Raw genomic sequence first — 18,452 nt, 5'->3', positions numbered from 1 at the left:
CTCGGCAGGCTTGAGACGTTTTGCCGGACGAGAATCAGTCTCGCGCGCGCAGGAGTGGGGCCCCTTTTCGAGCCGAGAAGCTGTTGAGGGGGCGTTGGAAGCCTAAGTGCTCGCGCAGCGTTGTGCCGGTGTAGTCGGCTCGGAAGAGACCGCGCCGCTGGAGCTCGGGGACTACCAAGTCGACGAAGTCATCGATGCTGGAACTCATATCGTCAAACATGACATTGAACCCGTCAGCAGCACCTTCATTTAGCCAAGTCTGAAAGACGTCTGCGACTTTAGACGGAGTGCCAATCACCACCAAGTGTCCGTCAGCGACGAGGCTGCGGAGCAATTGCCGAATAGTGGGAAGCTCTCTCCGTATCAACTCCATCACAAGCTGTTGGCGGCTTTTGTGAATATTGGTATCGGGGAGCACCGCCGGAATTGGAACCGGTCCATCTATCGGAAACTGCGACAAATCCACGCCGATGCCGATGTACTGCGAGAGTGCCTTCAGCCGCGAGTTTGTGTCGGACAAGGCCAGCAGGTCATCACATTTGGCGATAGCCTGTTCTTCGGTCCGTCCTACAAAGACCAAGACGCCGGGCAAGATCTTGATCTCTTCGCGACTGCGACCAAAAGCGTCGAGGCGGCTGGTCATATCACGATTGAATGCGATGGCTTCCTCTAGATGGGAGGCCGCCGTGAAAATCAACTCCGCCGTTCGTGCACCGAGGTCGCGGCCCGGCCCGGAGGAGCCGGCCTGGACCATCACAGGATAGCCTTGCAAGGGCCGATGGGCGTTTAGCGGCCCTTTGACGGAAAAATGTTGGCCTTGATAGTCGAGCGTATTCATACGCGAGGGATCGCACCAGATGCCGCTCGCCTTGTCCTGCACAAAGGCATCGTCATCCCAGCTGTCCCACAGGCCCCGAATCACATCAACAAATTCCTCTGCGCGGTCATAACGATTCGAATGCAGGACGTGTTCACCTTGGCTGAAGTTGCCCCCGCCACTCAGCGAGGTCACAAGGTTCCATCCAGACCTCCCGCCACTTAGCCAATCCAAGGAGGACAGGCGTCGAGCGAGGGTATAGGGATCGTTGTATGTAGTATTGGCAGTGGCAATCAGGCCAATCCGTCGCGTGACGAGGGCCAACGCCGGCAGCAATGTCAACGGATCCCAGCGAACGCACTGCGGCGTACGGGCAATAACCTCCGGATCCGGCTTGCCGGACATGATGCTGACGCTGTCATTCATGAACAGAGCGTCGAACTTCCCACGTTCCAGAGTCTGCGCGATGCGCTGGAATGGCTCGAAGCGGCGTGCCGCGTCGATATCCGCCTCGGCATCCGGCCTTCTCCAACTATCGCTCGGAGTGCCTGGAATGAATGCACAGAGGCGAAGTTGGCGTCGAGTATCGATTGAGGTTTTTATGGTCATGCCTGCGCCAATCGAGCCAAGTGGCGAAGCTCTGCGCGCGCGATGAAGACAGCAACCAGGACATTGCGGATCTGCGCGAGATTGCCGAGGAGAGTCGGTGGCGCCAAGCCACAGAGAGGCTTGCGTACCGCCGCTTGGGAGAGAAAATTCATGGCACGGCAGCCGGATTCAGTGCATATCCACGTTGCTTGGAGCCATCGGATCGGTTCGTCGCACTGACGAGTGACCATCGCACGCCTCGAAATCGATAATTGCGTCTGCGTTGCATGTCGACGACTCCTCCTGTTCGATAGCACAAGGTCCAACTTGTCAATCTCCGAGGACCGAGAATCTATATAGACAGATCGTAGAAGGGCGAATCCAACTCGTCAAAAGTTGTGTTCAGTGAGGTCGGCGGATCGTTCGCAGTCCCGGCGGTCCGGGTCGTCCACCTCGTCCGTAGACGGGCGGACAGACGCTGCGGCCCACATGTCGAGATCGGCCGATCGGTTCATGGGAGGTTGCTGTGTGAGAGGCTGTAGCGATAGCCACATGGGTCCCGGCAATAGATTGAGGCAATCAAACAAGGAGTTGCAGCGGTCCTCGTCGAGCCCTTGTAACTTGAGCACAGAGACTGCGGCCTCCACCGTTGTCTTCTTGTCCTCGCTGAGGTAGAAGGCGTGCACGGTCGTTGATGGCCCACTCGACCTCCCTCCCAGGATTGCCACAAGCTGCGTCGGGTTGTCAGGTCTTCGAATTCCTGCGACGCTGAGACTGACGAGTCGGCCGTCGACCGGCCGATGGGGCGTAACGGTCTTCAGCGGTGATCGCTGCGTTGCGCTTCTTGTTAAGCACGCCTGGCTGCACCCGGTCAGCAGAACGATCAACTCAGAAAAATCTGCGCATGCAACTGCCTCCAAGTAGCACCAGAGCAGTGTGTCGACATCATGTTCAATGCGCCGTCGATAGGGCTGGAGAATCCTCGATCTGAAGGCCACCGCGCCACTTCGGTCGCGCACACGAGGCATCCGTACTTCGATGTCCCCTGCCAACGAACGCAGCGTACGAGCTGGCAAATATCCGTTGCGTACGAGGTGGACTGGACGGTCTCGCTTCAGAGAATTGTGGTGATCGATGAACTCGTCCACCTCGCGTTCGACGGCCTGCTCGATGAGCGATCTGGCCGCATCGCAGAAGACGGTCGTGAGATGTCTGCGCGTACAGATTTCTACATCCGACGCTACAACTGCATTGGAACCGATGACCAAGGCTGTCCTTCGTCCCCATCGCGTTGATACGGGCTTGGTCTTCCAGTTCAGCCTGAACGCGAGAGTTCACGTTCAAGAGAACTGGCGCCGCACCTGCGCACCTCCCCTACGCCGATGAGAAATTATTTGAATGAAATCCTGACTCTATGAGCGTGCACATCGCATGTGCCCGGAACAGAAGGCAGTCGCTCACCTCGCACTAAGGAAATCCGATGTTAGCCAGTTTGACGGGCACCAACAATCGTTGGCGTTACGCTGATGACATCGTTGCAGGCTTCGAGCATCACGCCGACGTGGAGCGACTCCGGGATGCGGTGCAAACGGGGTCCGAGCCTTTTGCAATTGAGCTATATGGGGAGCACGCGGCTGCAGAAGATGGCAAGCAGCACCATCGACAGAGCCGCGTAGCTCCAGAATTCCCATTGCAGCGACTCCAGTCGCGAAGCCTGCGCTGGGGATGTCGAGAGCCACGCGAACGTTGTTGCTTGTCCTATCGAGAAGAGCGTCAGAACGACCAGGGCGCACAGCGCGAATGCAAGTCGCACTGTGCGCCAGCGTTGGCGTCTTTTCTCTGCCCGATCACCCTCTGCTGCTGGCCTTGAGTGCCGATGGCCAGCACCAGCGCCAGCATCGCCATCACGATGAGTTTCTTGATGTTCATGGGCCTTCCTGTTCCATCGAGTTCCTGGATGGAAGGAAGTCTCTGCAGGCACTTTGAGGAACCCGTGCAGAAGGCCCTGTCGGCCTCAGGTCTGTAGCTGCGCGTAGTACAGCGCGCAGCAACGCCGCGCGCGTGCGATCCGTTGCACACCAGGGCACCATCTCAGGGTTTGCCTCGATCGGTTACACGATGGGACGACCTTAACTTGCGCGCCATCCAGCACCTCGACTGGAGCAACCGAGACAAGCCATGAACCGTAGAAGACTCCTGCTTTCCCTCACTGCGCCGGCCTTGCTGGCCACCTCTCGCCTGGCCCGTGCGGCCGCGGCCGACAAGGGCCTGATCGGCGTGTCGATGCCGACCTTCTCGTCGCGACGATGGGTCGACGACGGGCTCAGCATGATGCGCACGCTGAACCGCCTGAACTACACGGTGGACCTGCAGTACGCGGTCAACAACGCCGCCGACCAGCCGGGCCAGGTCCTGAAGATGATGGACGGCGGCGCGAAGGTGGTGGTGATCGGTGCGAGCGACGGCAGCGCGTTCACCGCGGTGCTGGACACCGCCGCGAAGAAGGGCGTGAAGGTCATCGCCTACGACCGGCTGATCCGCGACAGCGGCAACGTCGACGCCTATGCCACCTTCGACAACTTCGAGGTCGGCGTGCTGCAGGGCCGCGACATCGAGGCGCGGTTGAAGCTGCGCGACGGCGGCAAGGGCCTGATCGAGCTGTTCGCCGGCGCGGCCGACGACAACAACTCGCACTTCTTCTACAACGGCGCGCTGTCGGTGCTGAAGCCTTATATCGATTCGGGCGCGCTGACGGTGGGCTCCGGCAAGGTGGGAATGGCCGAGGTGGCGACGCCGCAATGGAGCGGCGCGATCGCGAAGGCGCGCTTGCAGGCGATGCTGAAGACGCTGTACGCGAAGCGGCGGCTCGACGCGATCCTCTCGCCGAACGACAACACCAGTGTCGAGCTGCTGACGGCGCTGCAGGGCGTGGGCTACGGCACCGCGGCGCAGCCGTGGCCGGTGGTGACGGGGCAGGATGCCGAGCTGAACTCGGTGCGCTCGATCCAGCGCGGCGAGCAGTCGTCGACGGTGTTCAAGGACACGCGGCAACTGGCGGTGCGCGTGGCCTCGATGGTCGACGAGTACATGAACGGCAAGCCGGCCACCATCAACGACACCAAGACCTACAACAACGGCGTCAAGGTGGTGCCGTCGTACCTGCTGAAGCCGGTGTTCGTCAACAAGGCGAACTGGCAGCAGGTGCTGGTGGAGAGTGGGTTCTACCAGCAGGGCCAGATCTGAGGGTCGACGAAGGGTAGATATCGACGCACAGCCGTTGCGCAGCGGCGCAGAATGGACCGTGCCGGCAATCCCCAGGAGACGGCCATGTGCGCAACAGCGAGGTGGACAGCATTGCCGATCGCGGCGTTCGCGGGGACGGCCATGGTGACGGCCATGGTGACGGCACAGGAAGCCAGGCCGAAGACCGAGGTCTACAAGGCCTCGACGGTGAACGTCGGCGACATCGTCCCGCCGCGCGTCGTCGCCCCCTGCCAACCGGGCCGCTGTCCGTTCGCCGGACAGACCGTCACGATGCTGATCATCAAGGAGGCCAACGAAGGCGCGCTGGGCGAACTCAGGGCCGAGTTCGAGGCCGCCACCGGCGCGAAGCTCAACCTGGTCCAGCTCACGCACCAGGATCTCTTCCCCACCTTCATGTCCGACCTCACCACCCATGCCGGCAAGTACGACGCCGCCTACGCCGGGGCCTGGTGGCTCGGTGAACTGGTGGCCGGCGACTACATCCTGTCGTACGACAAGTACTTCAAGGATCCGCGCTTCCCGGCCTGGAGCCTCGACGACGTGCTGCCCGCACCGCGCAGCCTGCTGTCGTACGCCGGCAAGAAGTACATGGTGGCCAACGACCACGACGGCCAGGTCATGTACTACCGGCGCGACCTGCTCGAAGACCCGCAGCACCGCGCGGCCTTTCGGCAGAAGTACGGCTACGCGCTCGACGTGCCGAAGACCTGGGCGCAGTTCCGCGACGTGGCGGAGTACTTCGACGGCAAGGACCTCAACGGCGATGGCGAGCCCGATCACGGGCTGTCGATGCACCTGAAGGTCGGTGCCCAGGGCATGTTCCATTTCATGTCGTTCTCGGCGCCGTTCGTGATCGGCCCCGACAGCCCGAAGCTGTACTGGTTCGATCCCGCCGACATGCGGCCGCTGATCGCGAGCCCCGGGCACGTGCGTGCGCTCGAGGCTTTCGTCGACCTGGTCCGCTTCGGGCCGCGGGACATGCGCCACTGGGACCTCGGCCAGAGCTGGGACTACCTGCTCGCCGGGCGCGCGGCGCTGACCTTCACCTGGGGCGACCTGGGCGCGCTGGCGCAGCAACCGGGCAGCAAGGTCAAGGGCAAGATCGGTGCGGCACCGGTGCCGGGCACGCGCGGGTACTACAGCCTCGCGCACCACGACTGGGTCGCCACCGCGCAGCCGAACGTGGTCGGCAACACCACCGGCGGGTCCTGGGCGGGCGTGATCTCGAAGCACTCGAAGGCGCCGCAGGCGACCTACTACCTGCTCGCGTTGATGGCGACCCGGGAGAAGTCGACGGTGTACGCGGTTCGCGGCTGGGATGGCATCGACCCCGGGCGCAGGTTCCACTTCCTGCCGCCCGACGGCACCGGGCAGATCGGCACCTACCTGCAAGCCGGCTGGAACGAGGTGGACGTGCGCGACTACCTGCATGCCTACTTCGAGAACTTCAGCAACCCGCTGCAGTTCCCCTACCTGCGCATTCCCGGCGCCTTCAGCTACTGGCAGGCGCTCGACGTGCACCTGGGCGAGGCCGTGGCCGGGCAACTGAGCGCCGAGGCGGCGCTGAAGGCCGCCGCGGTCGACTTCGAGGAGATCACGCTGCGCCTCGGGCGCGAACGGCAGCGCAGTGCGTACCGCCAATCTCTGGGACTCTAGACCCTGGGGCTCTAGAGCTGCTCGGCCAGTTCTCCGAGCACCTGGTCCAGTTGGCTGGACACCTCGTGCAACAGCGCGCCGATCTCGGCGTCGCCGGCGTGCCCCAGGCAGGCCTGCTCCAACGCGGCGGCCGCCTCCTGCAGCGCCGGCATGCCGAGCGTGCCGGCCTCGCACTTCAGGTCGTGGGCCGATCGCATCGCGGCGTCGGGATCCCCCGCCGCCAGCGCCGTCTTGAACTGCGGCACGAATTCCGTCTCGCGGTCGCGGAACATGCCCAGCATGCGGCGGTACAGCACGTCGTTGCCCCGCACGTTGGCCAGCCCGCTCACGCTGYCGAGGCCGGTGCCGGCGCGCCGCGGCTTCACCCAGCGCGCCAGCGTGGCGAACATCTCGTCGACCACGATCGGCTTGGCGATGTGGTCGTCCATGCCGGCCGCGAGCACGGCCTCGCGGTCGCCGACCATCGCGTTGGCCGTCATCGCGATCACCGGCAGGGTCCGCAGCGCCGGCCGCTGGCGCAGTGCACGCGTCGCGGCATAGCCGTCCATGCGCGGCATCTGGCAGTCCATCAGCACCGCGTCGAAGCGCTCGCGGGCCAGCACGTCGAGCGCCTCCTGGCCGTCGCAGGCGACGCTGACGCTCACGCCGGCGCGGCCCAGCAGGTCCACGGCCAGCTCGCGGTTGATCGCGTTGTCCTCGACCAGCAGGACGTGCGCGCCGGCCAGTGCCGCGCGGTGATCGAGCAGCGCGTCGGCGCGCCGCGTGCTGCGCGTGGGCGCGAGCGGCACGCGGCCGAGCGCGGTGATGCAGGCGTCGAGCAGCGACGAGGGCGTGACCGGCTTGGTCAGCAGCGCACCGACCGTCAACTGCCGTTCGGCCAGGTGCTGGCGCACCTCGTCGCGGCCGAAGGCGGTGGCCATCAACACCACCGGCGCCGGGTGGCGCAGCCCGGCCCGGTCGACCAGCGCCTGCGCGCAGGCCACGCCGTCCATGCCGGGCATCTTCCAGTCCAGCAACAGCAGCTGGTACGGCCGGTCGCCCGCATCCGCCTGCACCACCCGCCGCAAGGCCTCTGCGCCGCCGGCGGCGGCATCGGCGTCCAGGCCGAGCGCCCGGCTCATCTCGGCGAGCACCTCGCGCGCGGCGGCGTTGTCGTCGACGACGAGGACGCGCGTGCCCGACAGGCTGTCGTGGTGCGCGGCCGGCGCCACCGCCGCGGCGCCCGGCTGCAGGCTGAAGCCGAGCTCGAAGTGGAAGCAGCTGCCGCGCCCCGGCTCGCTGTCGACCGCCAGCTCGCCGCCCATCAGGTGCACCAGGTGTCGGCTGATGGCCAGCCCGAGGCCGGTGCCGCCGTAACGCCGGCTGGTCGAGGCATCGGCCTGCGTGAAGGGCTCGAACAGACGGTCCTGCTCCTGCCGGCTCATGCCGATGCCGGTGTCGCGCACCTCGAAGCGCAGCCGCGCCGGTGTGCCGCTCGCGTCGCCGGCGTCGCCCGCGTCGATCACCCGCACCGCCACCACGACCTCGCCCGCGGCAGTGAACTTGACGGCGTTGTTGCCCAGGTTCAGCAGCACCTGGCCCAGGCGCGACGGGTCGCCCACCAGCGCGGTCGGCAGCTGCAGCGGCAGTTCGAGCAGCAGCTCGAGGTCCTTCTCGTCGGCTTTCATGCCGACCACGTTGCTCAGGTTGTCCATCACCTCGCCGAGACCGAACGGGATCGACTCGATGTCGAGCTTGCCGGCCTCGATCTTCGAGAAATCGAGGATGTCATTGATGATGCCCAGCAGCGATTCGGCCGATGCGTTCACCTTCTGGATGTAGTTGTGCTGCCGGGCATCCAGGCCGCTCTGCAGGGCCAGGTGCGACATGCCGAGGATCGCGTTCATCGGCGTGCGGATCTCGTGGCTCATGTTCGCCAGGAAGCTGCTCTTCGCGCGGTTGGCGAGCTCGGCGGCGTCCTTGGCGCGCTGCGCCTCGGCGAACACCGATTCGAGGTGGGCGATGGTGTCGACCAGCCGCTGCGTCATGGTGTCGATGCTGCGCGCCAGCAGCCCGATCTCGTCGCCGGATTCGACCGCGGCGCGCGCCGACAGGTCGCCTGCCGCGATGCGTTCGGCCACGCCGGTCAGGCGGCGCACCGGCCCCACGATGCTGCGCTGGAAGCGCCAGGCCAGCAGCACCGCCGCCAGCACCGCCAGCAGCGCGAGCGCCGCGGCGGCGAGGCGGGCGTCGGCGATGCGGCGCACGGCGCCGGTCAGCGCCTCGCCGAGGCCCGCCTGCTGGCCTGCCGTGAGCCTGGCCAGGCGATCGAGCATCGCCTCGGCCTGCGGTGCCACCTGGGTGCGGTACAGGTAGAGGTCTTCGTAGGCGCGCTCGCCGTTCAGGATGCCGATGATCTGCAGTGCGAGTTCGGTCACCTCGGCCCGCTCGCGCGCGAGGTGGTCGAGCAGCGCGTTCTGCTGCGCGTCGAGCACGGTGCGCCGGGTCGCCACCGCGTTCCAGGCCGCGGCATTGGTGGACAGATGCGGGCCGTAGGCCAGCTTGAAGCTCAACTCGCCCGACGCGCCGTAGGCGATGAGGTTGGTCACCATCGCGTCGAACGAGGTCTGGAAGCGCAGCAGGTCGGACACCAGCTCGCGGCTTGGCGGGCTCGATGGGCGTGACCGCTGCAGCTCGAGGATGCGGCTGACGCCGTCGAGCACCTGCACGCGCCTGGCCTGCACGTCGACGCGCGACAGCCGCAGCGCGGGCTGGTTCCTCAGCGGGTTGTCGTGCAGGTCGAACAGTTGCTTCGGCAGGCCCTCCCAGCGGCGGTAGTCGGCCGTCAGGTCGCCGACGAGGCGGGCCGCGTCCACCTCGGGCCAGCTGTTCGACATCGCCTGCAGCGCGGCCAGGCGATCCTCGAACTCGCGCCGGGCGGCCTGGTACTGCTGCACGTCCTGCGGGTCGCTGAGCACCAGGTAGCCGCGCACGTGCAGTTGCATGCTCAGCAAGCTGGCCTGCGCCTGCGTCGAGGCGAGCGACGCGGGGAGGCGCAGGTCCTGGGCCAGCGCGATGTCGCGCGTCAGGTGCTGCGCCCCCAGCATGGCCAGCAGCACGACCAGCACCGTGACGCCGGCCAGCACGCCGAAGGCCGCCGTCAGCTTGCTGCCGATGCCGAGCGCCTGCCAGCGCTCCCAGGGCGCCGTCGCGTTCATCGCGGCAGGCCCAGCGAGGCGCGGAAGGCGCTGCGCTGCGCATGGCGCCCGAGCCGCACCGTGATCTCCTCGAAGTCGACGGAGGCCGCCTTGAGTGCGGCCTGCGGGCTCAGTTGCCCGCTCGTCGCGGCGGCCAGGCGCAGGTCCAGCGACTGCCAGTAGCTGAAGGCCCCGGGGATGCGCAGGTAGGGCAGCTGCAGCGGGTTGCTGAACGTGTCGTCATAGGCCTGCAGGTAGTCCCGCACGTCGGTGGCGTCCCAGCCGGCCTGCAGGTAGTCGTCCAGGCGGCCGCTGCCCCTGGGCGGCAGCAGGTGGTAGCGGCGGCCCGGGTCGATGCCGTCCCAGCCGCGTGCGGCGTAGACGCGCGACTTCGGCTCGCTGGCCATCAGCGCCAGCAGGTAGTAGGTGGCCGCCGGCGCCTTGGAGTCGCGCGAGATCACGCCCGCCCAGGAGCCGCCGGTGGTGTTGCCGACCCGGTTGGGCCGCTCGGTCTTCACCCACCGGTGCCGGCCTGCGTCGTAGTACTCGAAGGTGCCGGGCAGTTGCGCCGAGCCCACCTTGCCGCGCACCCGGCTGCCCGGCTGCTGCGCGAGCGCGCCGAGGTCGCCCCAGGTGAGCGTGAGCGCGGCGCGCCCGGACAGGAAGTAGTCCCAGCCGCGACCGAGGTCCCAGTTGAGCATCTCCTTCGGGCCGAACTGCACCAGGTCGACCAGCATCGCGAGGGCGCGCACGTGGCCCGGGCTGTCCAGCAGGGGCTTCATGGTCTGCGGGTCGAACCAGTACAGGTGCGGGTTGTCCGGGCCGATCACGAAGGGCGCGGACAGCGACATGAAATGGAACATGCCCTGCGCCCCGGCGCGCAGCGGCAGCAGCAGGCCGTGGTCCGGCTCGCCATCGCCGTTGAGGTCCTTGCCGTTGAAGTACTCGGCGATGTCGCGGAACTGCTCCCAGGTGGCCGGCGGCGCCAGCGGGTAGCCGTGGGCCTTCTGGAAGGCGGCCCGGTGCTGCGGGTCCGCCAGCAGGTCGCGCCGGTAGTACATCACCTGGCCGTCGTGGTCGTTGGCCACCATGTACTTGTGCCCGTCGAACACCAGCAGGCTGCGCGGCGCCGGCAGCACCTCGGCGATGTCCCAGGCCGGGAAGCGCGGATCCTTGTAGTAGCGGTCGTACGGGACGATGTGCTTGCCGGCGACCAGCTCGCCGAGCCACCAGGCGCCGGCGATGCAGGCGTCGTAGCGGCCGGTGCCGCTGGTCAGGTCGGAGATCAGCGTGGCGAACAGCTCCTCGTGGGGCCGCTGCACGATCTCGAGCGTGGCGCCGGTGGCGGCCTCGAATTCCGGCTTGATCTCCAGCACCGGTCCGCCGATCCCCTGGCCTTCGGCGACCAGCACCGTCACGTGCTGTCCCGCAAACGGGCAGCGGCCCGGCGTGCAGGGTTCGGCCACGCGGGGCGGCAGCACGTCGCCGGGGCGCACCACGGTCGTGTCGGAGCCCTTGGGCCGGGGCTGCGGGTCGGCGCCTTGCGCCAGGCTCGCGCCGAGCAGCCCTGCTGCGAGCGCGTAGACGGCCCGCGCCGGCCAAAGCTTGCGACCCATGCTCGTCTCCTCAACGCACACCGCTGGGCGACAGGGATCTTGCGCCTTCGGCCGCGCGTCTTGAACATGCGGCGGGCCGTTTCCAGGGTAAACGAGGGTGTCGAGTCCGGCATTGACAAGCCGATGCATCTGCCCATCATCATCGCCTGCAGGGGGCGTCTCTCCGTCCGAGCGGAGAACCAGGAGAAGGCGAATGATCGACCGGCGCAGTGCAGTCGCGTGGGGCGGTTCCGTGCTGGTGGCTGCGGCCCTGCCCGCGGCGCGGGCGCAGCCCCGCTACCGCATCGTCATCATGCCCAAGCTGGTGGGCATCGCGTACTACGACGCCGTCAAGACGGGCATCGATGCGGCAGCGCGCGAGCTGCCCGACACGGCGGTGACCTGGACCGGGCCGACGCAGGACCAGGTGGAACGGCAGATCGAGATGATCGAGCGGCTGATTCCAGAGAAGCCGGACCTGATCGCGGTGGCGGCGAACGATCCGGTGGCCATCGTGCCGGTGCTGCAGAAGGCGCAGCGGGCCGGCATCCACGTCATCAGCTGGGACGGCGACAGCCAGCTGCGCGAGTTCTTCGTCAACCTGGTGGATTTCGAGGCCTTCGGCAGCCAGCTGGTCGACGCCGTGCGTGCCGAGATCGGCCCGAAGGGCGACATCGCCATCGTGACGACGAGCTTCGCGGCGCCGAACCAGGCCAGCTGGATCGATGCGATGAAGCGGGCGATCTATGCGCGCAACCCGGGGCTGCGCATCGTCGACATCCGGCCTGCCGGCGAGAGCACCGAAGAGGCTTACCGGATCGCCCAGGACTGCCTGAAGTCGCTGGCCGGGCTGAAGGGCCTCATCGCGCTCGGGTCGCCCAACCTGCCGGGTGTCGCGCGCGCGGTGCGCGATGCCGGGCTGGTCGGCAAGGTGGCCGTGGTCGGCAACTCCACGCCGAACCTGATGCGCGAGTTCCTGAAGGACGGCACGGTCAGGACGGTGCTGCTGTGGAATGCGCCGGACCACGGCTACCTGACCGTCCATGCCGCGCGGCAGTTGCTGGCCGGCGGGCTGAAGGCGGGGCAGCCCTTCCAGGCCGGCCGGCTGGGCAGCTTCACGCCGCGCCGGGATGCGGTCAGCCTGCAGGTGGCCTTGCCGGTGATGGTGTTCACCAAGGCCAACGTGGACCAGCACAGTTTCTGAGCCTGTCGTGAAGATCGGCACGCGACTCAACCTGGTCTCGCTGGCGGCCATCCTCGTGATGACCGCCGCGGTGCTGGGGGCCGCCGTGTTCTTTCTCGAAGCGGAGCTGCGGCAGTCGCACGAGCGGCTGATGCAGCTCGAGCTGCAGGGGGCCACGCAGTCGATCAGGCAGCAGCTCAACCGCTCGGGCGTGGTCGCCGCCGCCAAGGAGGCCGAGGCGCAGCTGCTGCGGCTGCGCGCCAAGGAGGGCTTCGCGTCGGCGACGCTGTTCATCGTCGAGAAGAACGACAACCGCATCGTCTACCACCCGGACTTCCACATGGGCGATCGCGTGGACTACGGCTTCGTCGACGAGATGATGCGGCGCCAGGCGGGTTCGCTGGAGTACAGCTACAAGGACGAGCGGCGCATGGCCGTGTTCCACACGGTGGTGCCGATCGACTGGCTGGTGGGCGTGGCCGTGTCGCGCCGCGAGGTGCAGGCGGCCATGTTCGGGTTCATGAGCGCGATCGGGGGCATCACCTTCGCCGCCTTGTGCCTGAACGCGATCGCGGTCAGCCTGTTCGGACGCTGGCTGTTGCGCCGCATCGGCGTGACGCTGGACTGCGTGCGGCGGATCGAGCAGGGCGACATGACGGCCCGCATCGGACCCGGCACGCACGCCGGGTCCGACGACGAGATCGGCGCCTTGCAACGCAGCATCGACGCGATGCGCGAGCGCATCGAGCAGCGCACCCGGGAGCAGCTCGAGACGCAGGAGGCGCTGCGCGCCAGCGAGGCGCGCGTGCGCCGGGTGGTCGAGTCCAGCATGATCGGCGTGTTCTTCTGGGACACGACGGGTGCGATCACGGAGACGAACGATGCCTTCCTGGAGATCGTCGGCTACGACCGCGACGACCTGCGCGCCGGCCTGGTGAACTGGGGGCGGCTCACGCCGCCGCAACAGGCCGAGGCCGACCAGCAGGCGATCCGGCAGCTGCGCGAGACCGGCCGCTGCCAGCCCTACGAGAAGCACTACATCCGCAAGGACGGGAGCCGGGTGCCGGTGCTGATCGGCGGGGCGCTGCTGAGCGACTCGATGCACCAGGGCGTGGCCTTCATCGTCGACCTCACCGAGCGCCGGCAGGCCGAGACCGACCGCCAGGCGCGCCGCGATGCGGAGGCGGCCAGCTCGGCCAAGAGCGAGTTCCTGGCCAACATGAGCCACGAGATCCGCACGCCGATGAACGCGATCCTCGGCATGTCGTACCTGGCGCTGCAAAGCGGGCTGAACCCGCAGCAGCACAACTACATCCAGAAGGTGCACGGCTCGGCGGAGTCGCTGCTGGGCATCATCAACGACATCCTCGACTTCTCGAAGATCGAGGCCGGCAAGCTCGACATGGAGACGATTGCGTTCAGCCTCGGCGACGTGATGGACAACGTGAGCAACCTGCTCGGGATGAAGGCGGACGAGAAGGGCCTGGAACTGGTGTTCGCGGTGCCGCCGCAACTGCCGGCGGTGATGGGCGATCCGTCGCGCCTGGGACAGGTGCTGCTGAACCTGGGCAGCAACGCCATCAAGTTCACCGAGCGCGGCGAGGTGGTCGTGGCCATCGACGTGATCGAGCGGGACGACGTGTCGGTGCAGCTGCGTTTCGAGGTGCGCGATACCGGCATCGGCATCGACCGCGAGCAGCAGCAGCGCCTGTTCGAGGCGTTCACGCAGGCGGACGCCTCGACCAGCCGGCGCCATGGCGGCACGGGGCTGGGGCTCGCGATCAGCCGCAACCTGGTGCGGCTGATGGGCGGCGAGCTGGCCGTCGACAGCGAGCCGGGCCGCGGCAGCCGCTTCCACTTCAGCGTGCGCTACGGCCTGCAGAAGGGCGTGGCCGCACGGCCGCCGGCGCTGCGCCGGGACGGCTTGCGCGGCGGCCGTGCGCTGGTGGTGGACGACAACGCGAGTGCGCGCGACGTGATCGCCGCGATGATCGGCGCGCTCGGATTGACGGCCGATACCGCCGTTGATGGCCGGGACGCGCTGCGCCGGCTGGAGCGTGCCGACGCGGACGACGAGCCCTACGACCTGTTGCTGCTCGACTGGAAGATGCCCGGCATGGACGGCATGGAGTGCGCCCGCCTGCTGTCGCGGTCTGCCGGGCGGCGCCACCCGTTGCCGATGGTGCTGATGCTGACGGCCTTCAGCCGTGCCGACGCGCAGCAGCGCCTGGTCGAGCAGGCGCTCGCGGTCAGTGCGCTGCTCACCAAGCCGGTCACGCCATCGACGCTGCTGGATGCCTGCAGCAAGGCACTCGGCCTGGCGGTGCACCATCCGACGCGGCTGGTGCAGCGCGAAGAAGACCTGGCCCGGCACCGGGCCGGCCTGAGCGGGGCGCGCATCCTGCTGGTGGAGGACAACCCCATCAACCAGGAGCTGGCGCTGGAGGTGCTGCGGCGCGCCGGCCTGGTCGTGAGCGTGGCCAACGACGGCCAGGAGGCGCTCGACATGCTGGAGGGCGAGCAGTTCGATGGCGTGCTGATGGATTGCCAGATGCCGGTGCTGGACGGGTTCGCGGCGACCCGGGCGCTGCGCCTGCAGCCGCGGCTGCGGGACCTGCCGGTCATCGCGATGACGGCGAATGCCATGGTCGGGGATCGCGAGAAGGTGCTCGCCGCGGGGATGAACGACCACATCGCCAAGCCGATCAAGGTCGAGGAGATGTTCGCGACGCTGGCGCGATGGGTGCGGCCGGCCGAGCCGGCTGCGAAGCGGGGGTCGGGGTGAAGGGGCGGTCAGGGGGCGCGTCGCGTGTCGAGCATCGCGCACACGAAGCCGATGGCCGCGCACACGGTCGCCCAGGCCGTCAGCAGGCCCCCGAAGTTCTTCAGCAGGACGAAGGGTGCGAACCCGCTCGTGAACCAGTGGCTGAGCGGGATGAACGGCTCGGCGTAGCTGCCGGGTGGGCAGATGGCCTGCATGTCGAAGGACGGCGGCTTGCAGCCGGCCATCTCGACGATCTTGCCGGCGCCGATCGTGGAGACGAAGGGCAGCCCGAAGGCCAGGCAGAACGCGATGAGGCTGCCTGTGGCGAGCCAGAAGATGAACCTGCAGATGCTTCGATGTCTTGGCATGCGCGCTTTGATGTGGGGGCTTGCGGGTCGATTCGGGCGGGTGGATTGTGACGCAGGGGGCAGGGTGGCCGGCACAATGCCGGCATGCCGAACCCCTCTGCCGTCGACACCGTTCAGACGTTCTGGCGCCTGATGGCGACCAACGATTTCTTCTCCGTGGCGCAGGTGCTGGCGCCTGGCTTCGTGCTGGAGTGGCCGCAGTCGAACGAGCGCATTCGCGGCGCCGAGAACTTCGCGCGGATGAACAGCGAGTACCCGGCTCATGGGCCCTGGCGCTTCACGGTCAACCGGCTGGTGGGCGCGCAGGGCGAGGCGGTGTCGGACGTGTCGGTCACCGATGGCGTGCAGTCGGCACGTGCGCTCAGCTTCTTCACGGTGGAAGACGGGCTCATCACCCGGCTGGTGGAGTTCTGGCCCGAGCCGTACGCGGCGCTGGCGAACAGGGCGCACCTGGTCGAGCCGATCGAACCGTCGCGGTGAGGAATCTGTTTTGCTCAAGTTCCTGATCCGCTGCCTGTTCATGATTGCCGGCGTCGCATTGCTCAGCGACACCGCGCTGCCGATCCGCGACGAGACCGTCCGCGTCGATCAGCACACGAGCCACGTCAACGATGGCGAGTCGGCGCGCCGCGACAATCGCTCGGGCGACACGAGCTACACGCTGCACCTGGCGGGCGGCGAGGTGGCGAGTTGCTCAGTGGGTTATGCGGCGTACCAACGGCTGAAGGATGGCGATGCGATCCGCGTGCAATCGACGCGGCTGTTCCGCCAATGCGTGCGCGTCACGCGCGACGAAGAGGTGGTGGAGGCGACCCGCCACTGGCGTTGGATCGCCTGGGTGATCGGCGGTGTGTTGGTCGCGCTGGCGATCGGATGGCTGCGCGCCGACGATGAGGACGGCAGCATCGGGCTGGCCTGAAGCGGATGGCGTGAATCGCGCTAGCGCTTGCCCGTGCCGGCGGCCATCAGGACGATTCCGAGAATCGTCGCGGCGAGGCTCGACGCGAGCCCGGGGAACGACATCGTGAGTTTGAGCCAGAGTACGCCGCCGACTGCCAGCAGTCCGCCGATGACGGCGACCACTTGGCGCCACATCGAAAGCGGAGACAGGGCGTCGGCGATGGAGTCGATGGCGCTGCGCCGCTGCGGCACGATCGGCTTGGCAGCCGCTGTCGTTCTGGCGGCACGTGCCGCGTCGATCTGTCTTCGCGTGGCTCGTGCCGGGAAGCCGCAAGACGAGCAGGGATCGGTGCCCGGTGCATTGGATGCTTCGCAAGCGAAGCATTGCCATGCATAGGGGCGTTCAGAGTTCGACAAGTTGAACTTCTCCCGCATGGTCCCCGGTGAGGGCGTGCGCGAACTCGAGTGCGTCGGCAATGGATTCGCGCGGATGAGAAGAGGTCAGGATGAAGCGAGTCATGTTCGAGCCATCGCCGACGACGAGTTCATCGATGATGTCCTCGATGCGCGAACAGTCTTCACCTACCACTCCGACGAAGGCGACGCCGTCGGCAATGAACTCTTCGACGAGCGCGTCGAGTTCCATTCGGTAGCCCCGAGGGCAGTGAAGGACGATCTTGCGGGCGTAGGGCATCAGAACCAGTTCGCGAACGTGCACCAGCAGACGAATGCGATTCCCTTGTCCCGCCATATTTTCAGCAACATCGAGAATCTGTTTCTTCCCTTGGCTAACATGAGGACCATAGCGGTTGTCTTTGAGCCGCACGGCCGCTGGCAGGTCGGCTCTTGATGGCAGGACACCAATCAGGCGGGAGGAGGCAGTATGCATTCGACTTCAGGAGAGATCGACACCAAAGTCGGAGTACTGGTCGACTGCGAAAACGCAGACCCGGACATCCTCGACTACGCGCTGCGGGTAGCGGCCCAGTTCGGGCGCGTTGTGCTGAGGCGGGGCTTTGGTGGCCATGCCACCTTGGCCAACAAGTGGCAGACCGCTCTGGTCCAGCAAGCCTTCACCCCTTGCCTTCAATACGCCTATGCCGCTGGCAAGAACACGTCCGACATTGCCTTGGCGATGGACGCGATCGAGGCCCTGTTCGACCAGCGAGCCAGCACCTTCTGCCTGGTCACCAGCGATTCCGACTTTGCCGGCCTCTGCCGCAAGCTGCGCGAGCGCGGCGCCACCGTTCACGTGATTGGCGAGGCCAAGACGCCGGAGGCGCTGCGTAACGCCAGCGACCAGTTCTTCCAGTGGGCGCCGCCCGAGCCGGCGGCCGCCTCCCAGTCGACACCTCAAGCCACCAAGGCGCTGGCGCCGCCAAAGCCCAAGCAGCGACCGAAGTCGATCATCACTGCCGTCAAACTCCTGGCGGCGGACTCGCCCGACGGGCGCATTCACATCGGCGGCCTCGGCTCGTACTTGCGGCGTACCGACCCATCCTTCTCGCCGCAATCCTTTGGGCACACGGGTCTGGTCAACATGCTCAAGACCTACGATCTGCTCGATTTGCGCCAGGAGCCTGGCGGGCACTGGACCGTGGCCGCACCCGACAGCGCCCTCTGAGTCGTGTTCACCAGCACTCACCAATGATCAAGTTCACCTGACTCCTCGATGCCACTCACCCTTCCCCAACTCGAACGCCACCTCTTCAAGGCCGCCGACATCTTGCGCGGCAAGATGGACGCCTCGGAATTCAAGGAATACATCTTCGGGATGCTGTTCCTCAAACGCTGCTCCGACGTCTTCGAGCAGCGGCGTGATGAAGTGATCCGGCTTGAAATGCAGGCCGGCAAGTCCAAGGCGGAAGCCGAGGCCACGGCCAACAACAAGCGCTGGTACAAGCGCGACGGCTACTTCTGGGTGCCTGAAGAGGCGCGCTTCAGCTACCTGGTGGACAACTCGCGCCGGGCCAATGTCGGCGCCATGCTCAGCAAGGCCTTGGCCAGCATCGAAGGCGAGAACACCAGCCTGTACGACGTGCTGGAGCACATCGACTTCACCCGCAAGGTGGGCCAGAGCAAGATCTCCGACCTGAAGCTCCAGGAACTGGATCACCCACTTCGGCAAGCACCGGCTGCGA

General features: G+C 66.8%; 15 protein-coding genes and 1 pseudogene. 8 read left to right on the top strand and 8 right to left on the bottom strand.

Annotated elements, in window-relative coordinates; all coding sequences use genetic code 11:
- Window positions 1-34 precede the first annotated feature (34 nt).
- From ACXJLU_RS01265 to ACXJLU_RS01255, 3 genes are all read right to left on the bottom strand, one after another.
- The gene (locus ACXJLU_RS01265) at window positions 35-1,426 is read right to left on the bottom strand and encodes an LLM class flavin-dependent oxidoreductase (RefSeq protein WP_457328700.1); all 1,392 of its coding nucleotides are present in this window, start codon (window positions 1,424-1,426) and stop codon (window positions 35-37) included.
- Between the two features lie 368 nt (window positions 1,427-1,794).
- Complete coding sequence (locus tag ACXJLU_RS01260; protein WP_457328699.1) at window positions 1,795-2,673, bottom strand: transposase; 879 nt, start codon at window positions 2,671-2,673, stop codon at window positions 1,795-1,797.
- 505 nt (window positions 2,674-3,178) lie between these two features.
- Window positions 3,179-3,334, bottom strand: coding sequence for a hypothetical protein (locus tag ACXJLU_RS01255; RefSeq protein WP_457328698.1), 156 nt, complete (start codon window positions 3,332-3,334; stop codon window positions 3,179-3,181).
- Window positions 3,335-3,583: 249 nt separating this feature from the next.
- Between ACXJLU_RS01255 and ACXJLU_RS01250 the strand changes: the two genes are divergently transcribed.
- Together ACXJLU_RS01250 and ACXJLU_RS01245 are read left to right on the top strand one after the other, a co-directional pair.
- On the top strand, window positions 3,584-4,648 hold the full coding sequence (locus ACXJLU_RS01250) for a substrate-binding domain-containing protein (RefSeq protein WP_457328697.1): 1,065 nt from the start codon (window positions 3,584-3,586) through the stop codon (window positions 4,646-4,648).
- A 141-nt stretch (window positions 4,649-4,789) separates the two neighbouring features.
- Window positions 4,790-6,325, top strand: a complete 1,536-nt coding sequence (locus ACXJLU_RS01245; protein ID WP_457328696.1) for an ABC transporter substrate-binding protein — start codon at window positions 4,790-4,792, stop codon at window positions 6,323-6,325.
- Window positions 6,326-6,336: 11 nt separating this feature from the next.
- Here the strand turns inward: ACXJLU_RS01245 and ACXJLU_RS01240 are convergent, their stop codons facing one another.
- Entirely contained in the window at window positions 6,337-9,522 is a 3,186-nt protein-coding gene (locus ACXJLU_RS01240) for a response regulator (protein WP_457328695.1), read from the bottom strand.
- Window positions 9,519-11,117 (bottom strand): ABC transporter substrate-binding protein, encoded by a 1,599-nt coding sequence (locus ACXJLU_RS01235; protein WP_457328694.1) that lies wholly within the window; start codon window positions 11,115-11,117, stop codon window positions 9,519-9,521. Before ACXJLU_RS01235 ends, ACXJLU_RS01240 begins: the two co-directional genes overlap by 4 nt.
- Before the next feature lie 193 nt (window positions 11,118-11,310).
- On the opposite strand from ACXJLU_RS01235, the gene ACXJLU_RS01230 reads away from it, so the two are divergent.
- Both ACXJLU_RS01230 and ACXJLU_RS01225 read left to right on the top strand, forming a co-directional pair.
- Window positions 11,311-12,300, top strand: a complete 990-nt coding sequence (locus tag ACXJLU_RS01230) for a substrate-binding domain-containing protein (protein WP_457328693.1) — start codon at window positions 11,311-11,313, stop codon at window positions 12,298-12,300.
- Window positions 12,301-12,307: 7 nt separating this feature from the next.
- Complete coding sequence (locus tag ACXJLU_RS01225) at window positions 12,308-15,064, top strand: hybrid sensor histidine kinase/response regulator (RefSeq protein WP_457328692.1); 2,757 nt, start codon at window positions 12,308-12,310, stop codon at window positions 15,062-15,064.
- Window positions 15,065-15,072: 8 nt separating this feature from the next.
- Here the strand turns inward: ACXJLU_RS01225 and ACXJLU_RS01220 are convergent, their stop codons facing one another.
- Window positions 15,073-15,411 (bottom strand): hypothetical protein, encoded by a 339-nt coding sequence (locus tag ACXJLU_RS01220; RefSeq protein WP_457328691.1) that lies wholly within the window; start codon window positions 15,409-15,411, stop codon window positions 15,073-15,075.
- A gap of 84 nt (window positions 15,412-15,495) precedes the next feature.
- On the opposite strand from ACXJLU_RS01220, the gene ACXJLU_RS01215 reads away from it, so the two are divergent.
- Window positions 15,496-15,891, top strand: coding sequence for a nuclear transport factor 2 family protein (locus ACXJLU_RS01215; RefSeq protein WP_457328690.1), 396 nt, complete (start codon window positions 15,496-15,498; stop codon window positions 15,889-15,891).
- 10 nt (window positions 15,892-15,901) lie between these two features.
- Window positions 15,902-16,330: a hypothetical protein gene (locus ACXJLU_RS01210; RefSeq protein WP_457328689.1), complete on the top strand. Its 429-nt coding sequence runs from the start codon at window positions 15,902-15,904 to the stop codon at window positions 16,328-16,330.
- Window positions 16,331-16,350: 20 nt separating this feature from the next.
- Here the strand turns inward: ACXJLU_RS01210 and ACXJLU_RS01205 are convergent, their stop codons facing one another.
- Together ACXJLU_RS01205 and ACXJLU_RS01200 are read right to left on the bottom strand one after the other, a co-directional pair.
- Window positions 16,351-16,728 (bottom strand): hypothetical protein, encoded by a 378-nt coding sequence (locus ACXJLU_RS01205; RefSeq protein ID WP_457328688.1) that lies wholly within the window; start codon window positions 16,726-16,728, stop codon window positions 16,351-16,353.
- On the bottom strand, window positions 16,715-17,200 hold the full coding sequence (locus tag ACXJLU_RS01200) for a DUF7684 family protein (RefSeq protein ID WP_457328687.1): 486 nt from the start codon (window positions 17,198-17,200) through the stop codon (window positions 16,715-16,717). The genes ACXJLU_RS01205 and ACXJLU_RS01200 overlap by 14 nt, the downstream gene beginning before the upstream one ends.
- On the opposite strand from ACXJLU_RS01200, the gene ACXJLU_RS01195 reads away from it, so the two are divergent.
- Together ACXJLU_RS01195 and ACXJLU_RS01190 are read left to right on the top strand one after the other, a co-directional pair.
- On the top strand, window positions 17,195-17,935 hold the full coding sequence (locus ACXJLU_RS01195) for an NYN domain-containing protein (RefSeq protein ID WP_457328686.1): 741 nt from the start codon (window positions 17,195-17,197) through the stop codon (window positions 17,933-17,935). The genes ACXJLU_RS01200 and ACXJLU_RS01195 overlap by 6 nt on opposite strands.
- A gap of 48 nt (window positions 17,936-17,983) precedes the next feature.
- A pseudogene (locus ACXJLU_RS01190) lies at window positions 17,984-18,352 on the top strand (type I restriction-modification system subunit M N-terminal domain-containing protein); the annotation flags it as partial.
- Between the last annotated feature and the right edge of the window lie 100 nt (window positions 18,353-18,452).

The sequence above is a fragment of the Rhizobacter sp. P5_C2 genome (assembly GCF_054049715.1).
This window is presented reverse-complemented; position numbering and strand designations above follow the sequence as displayed.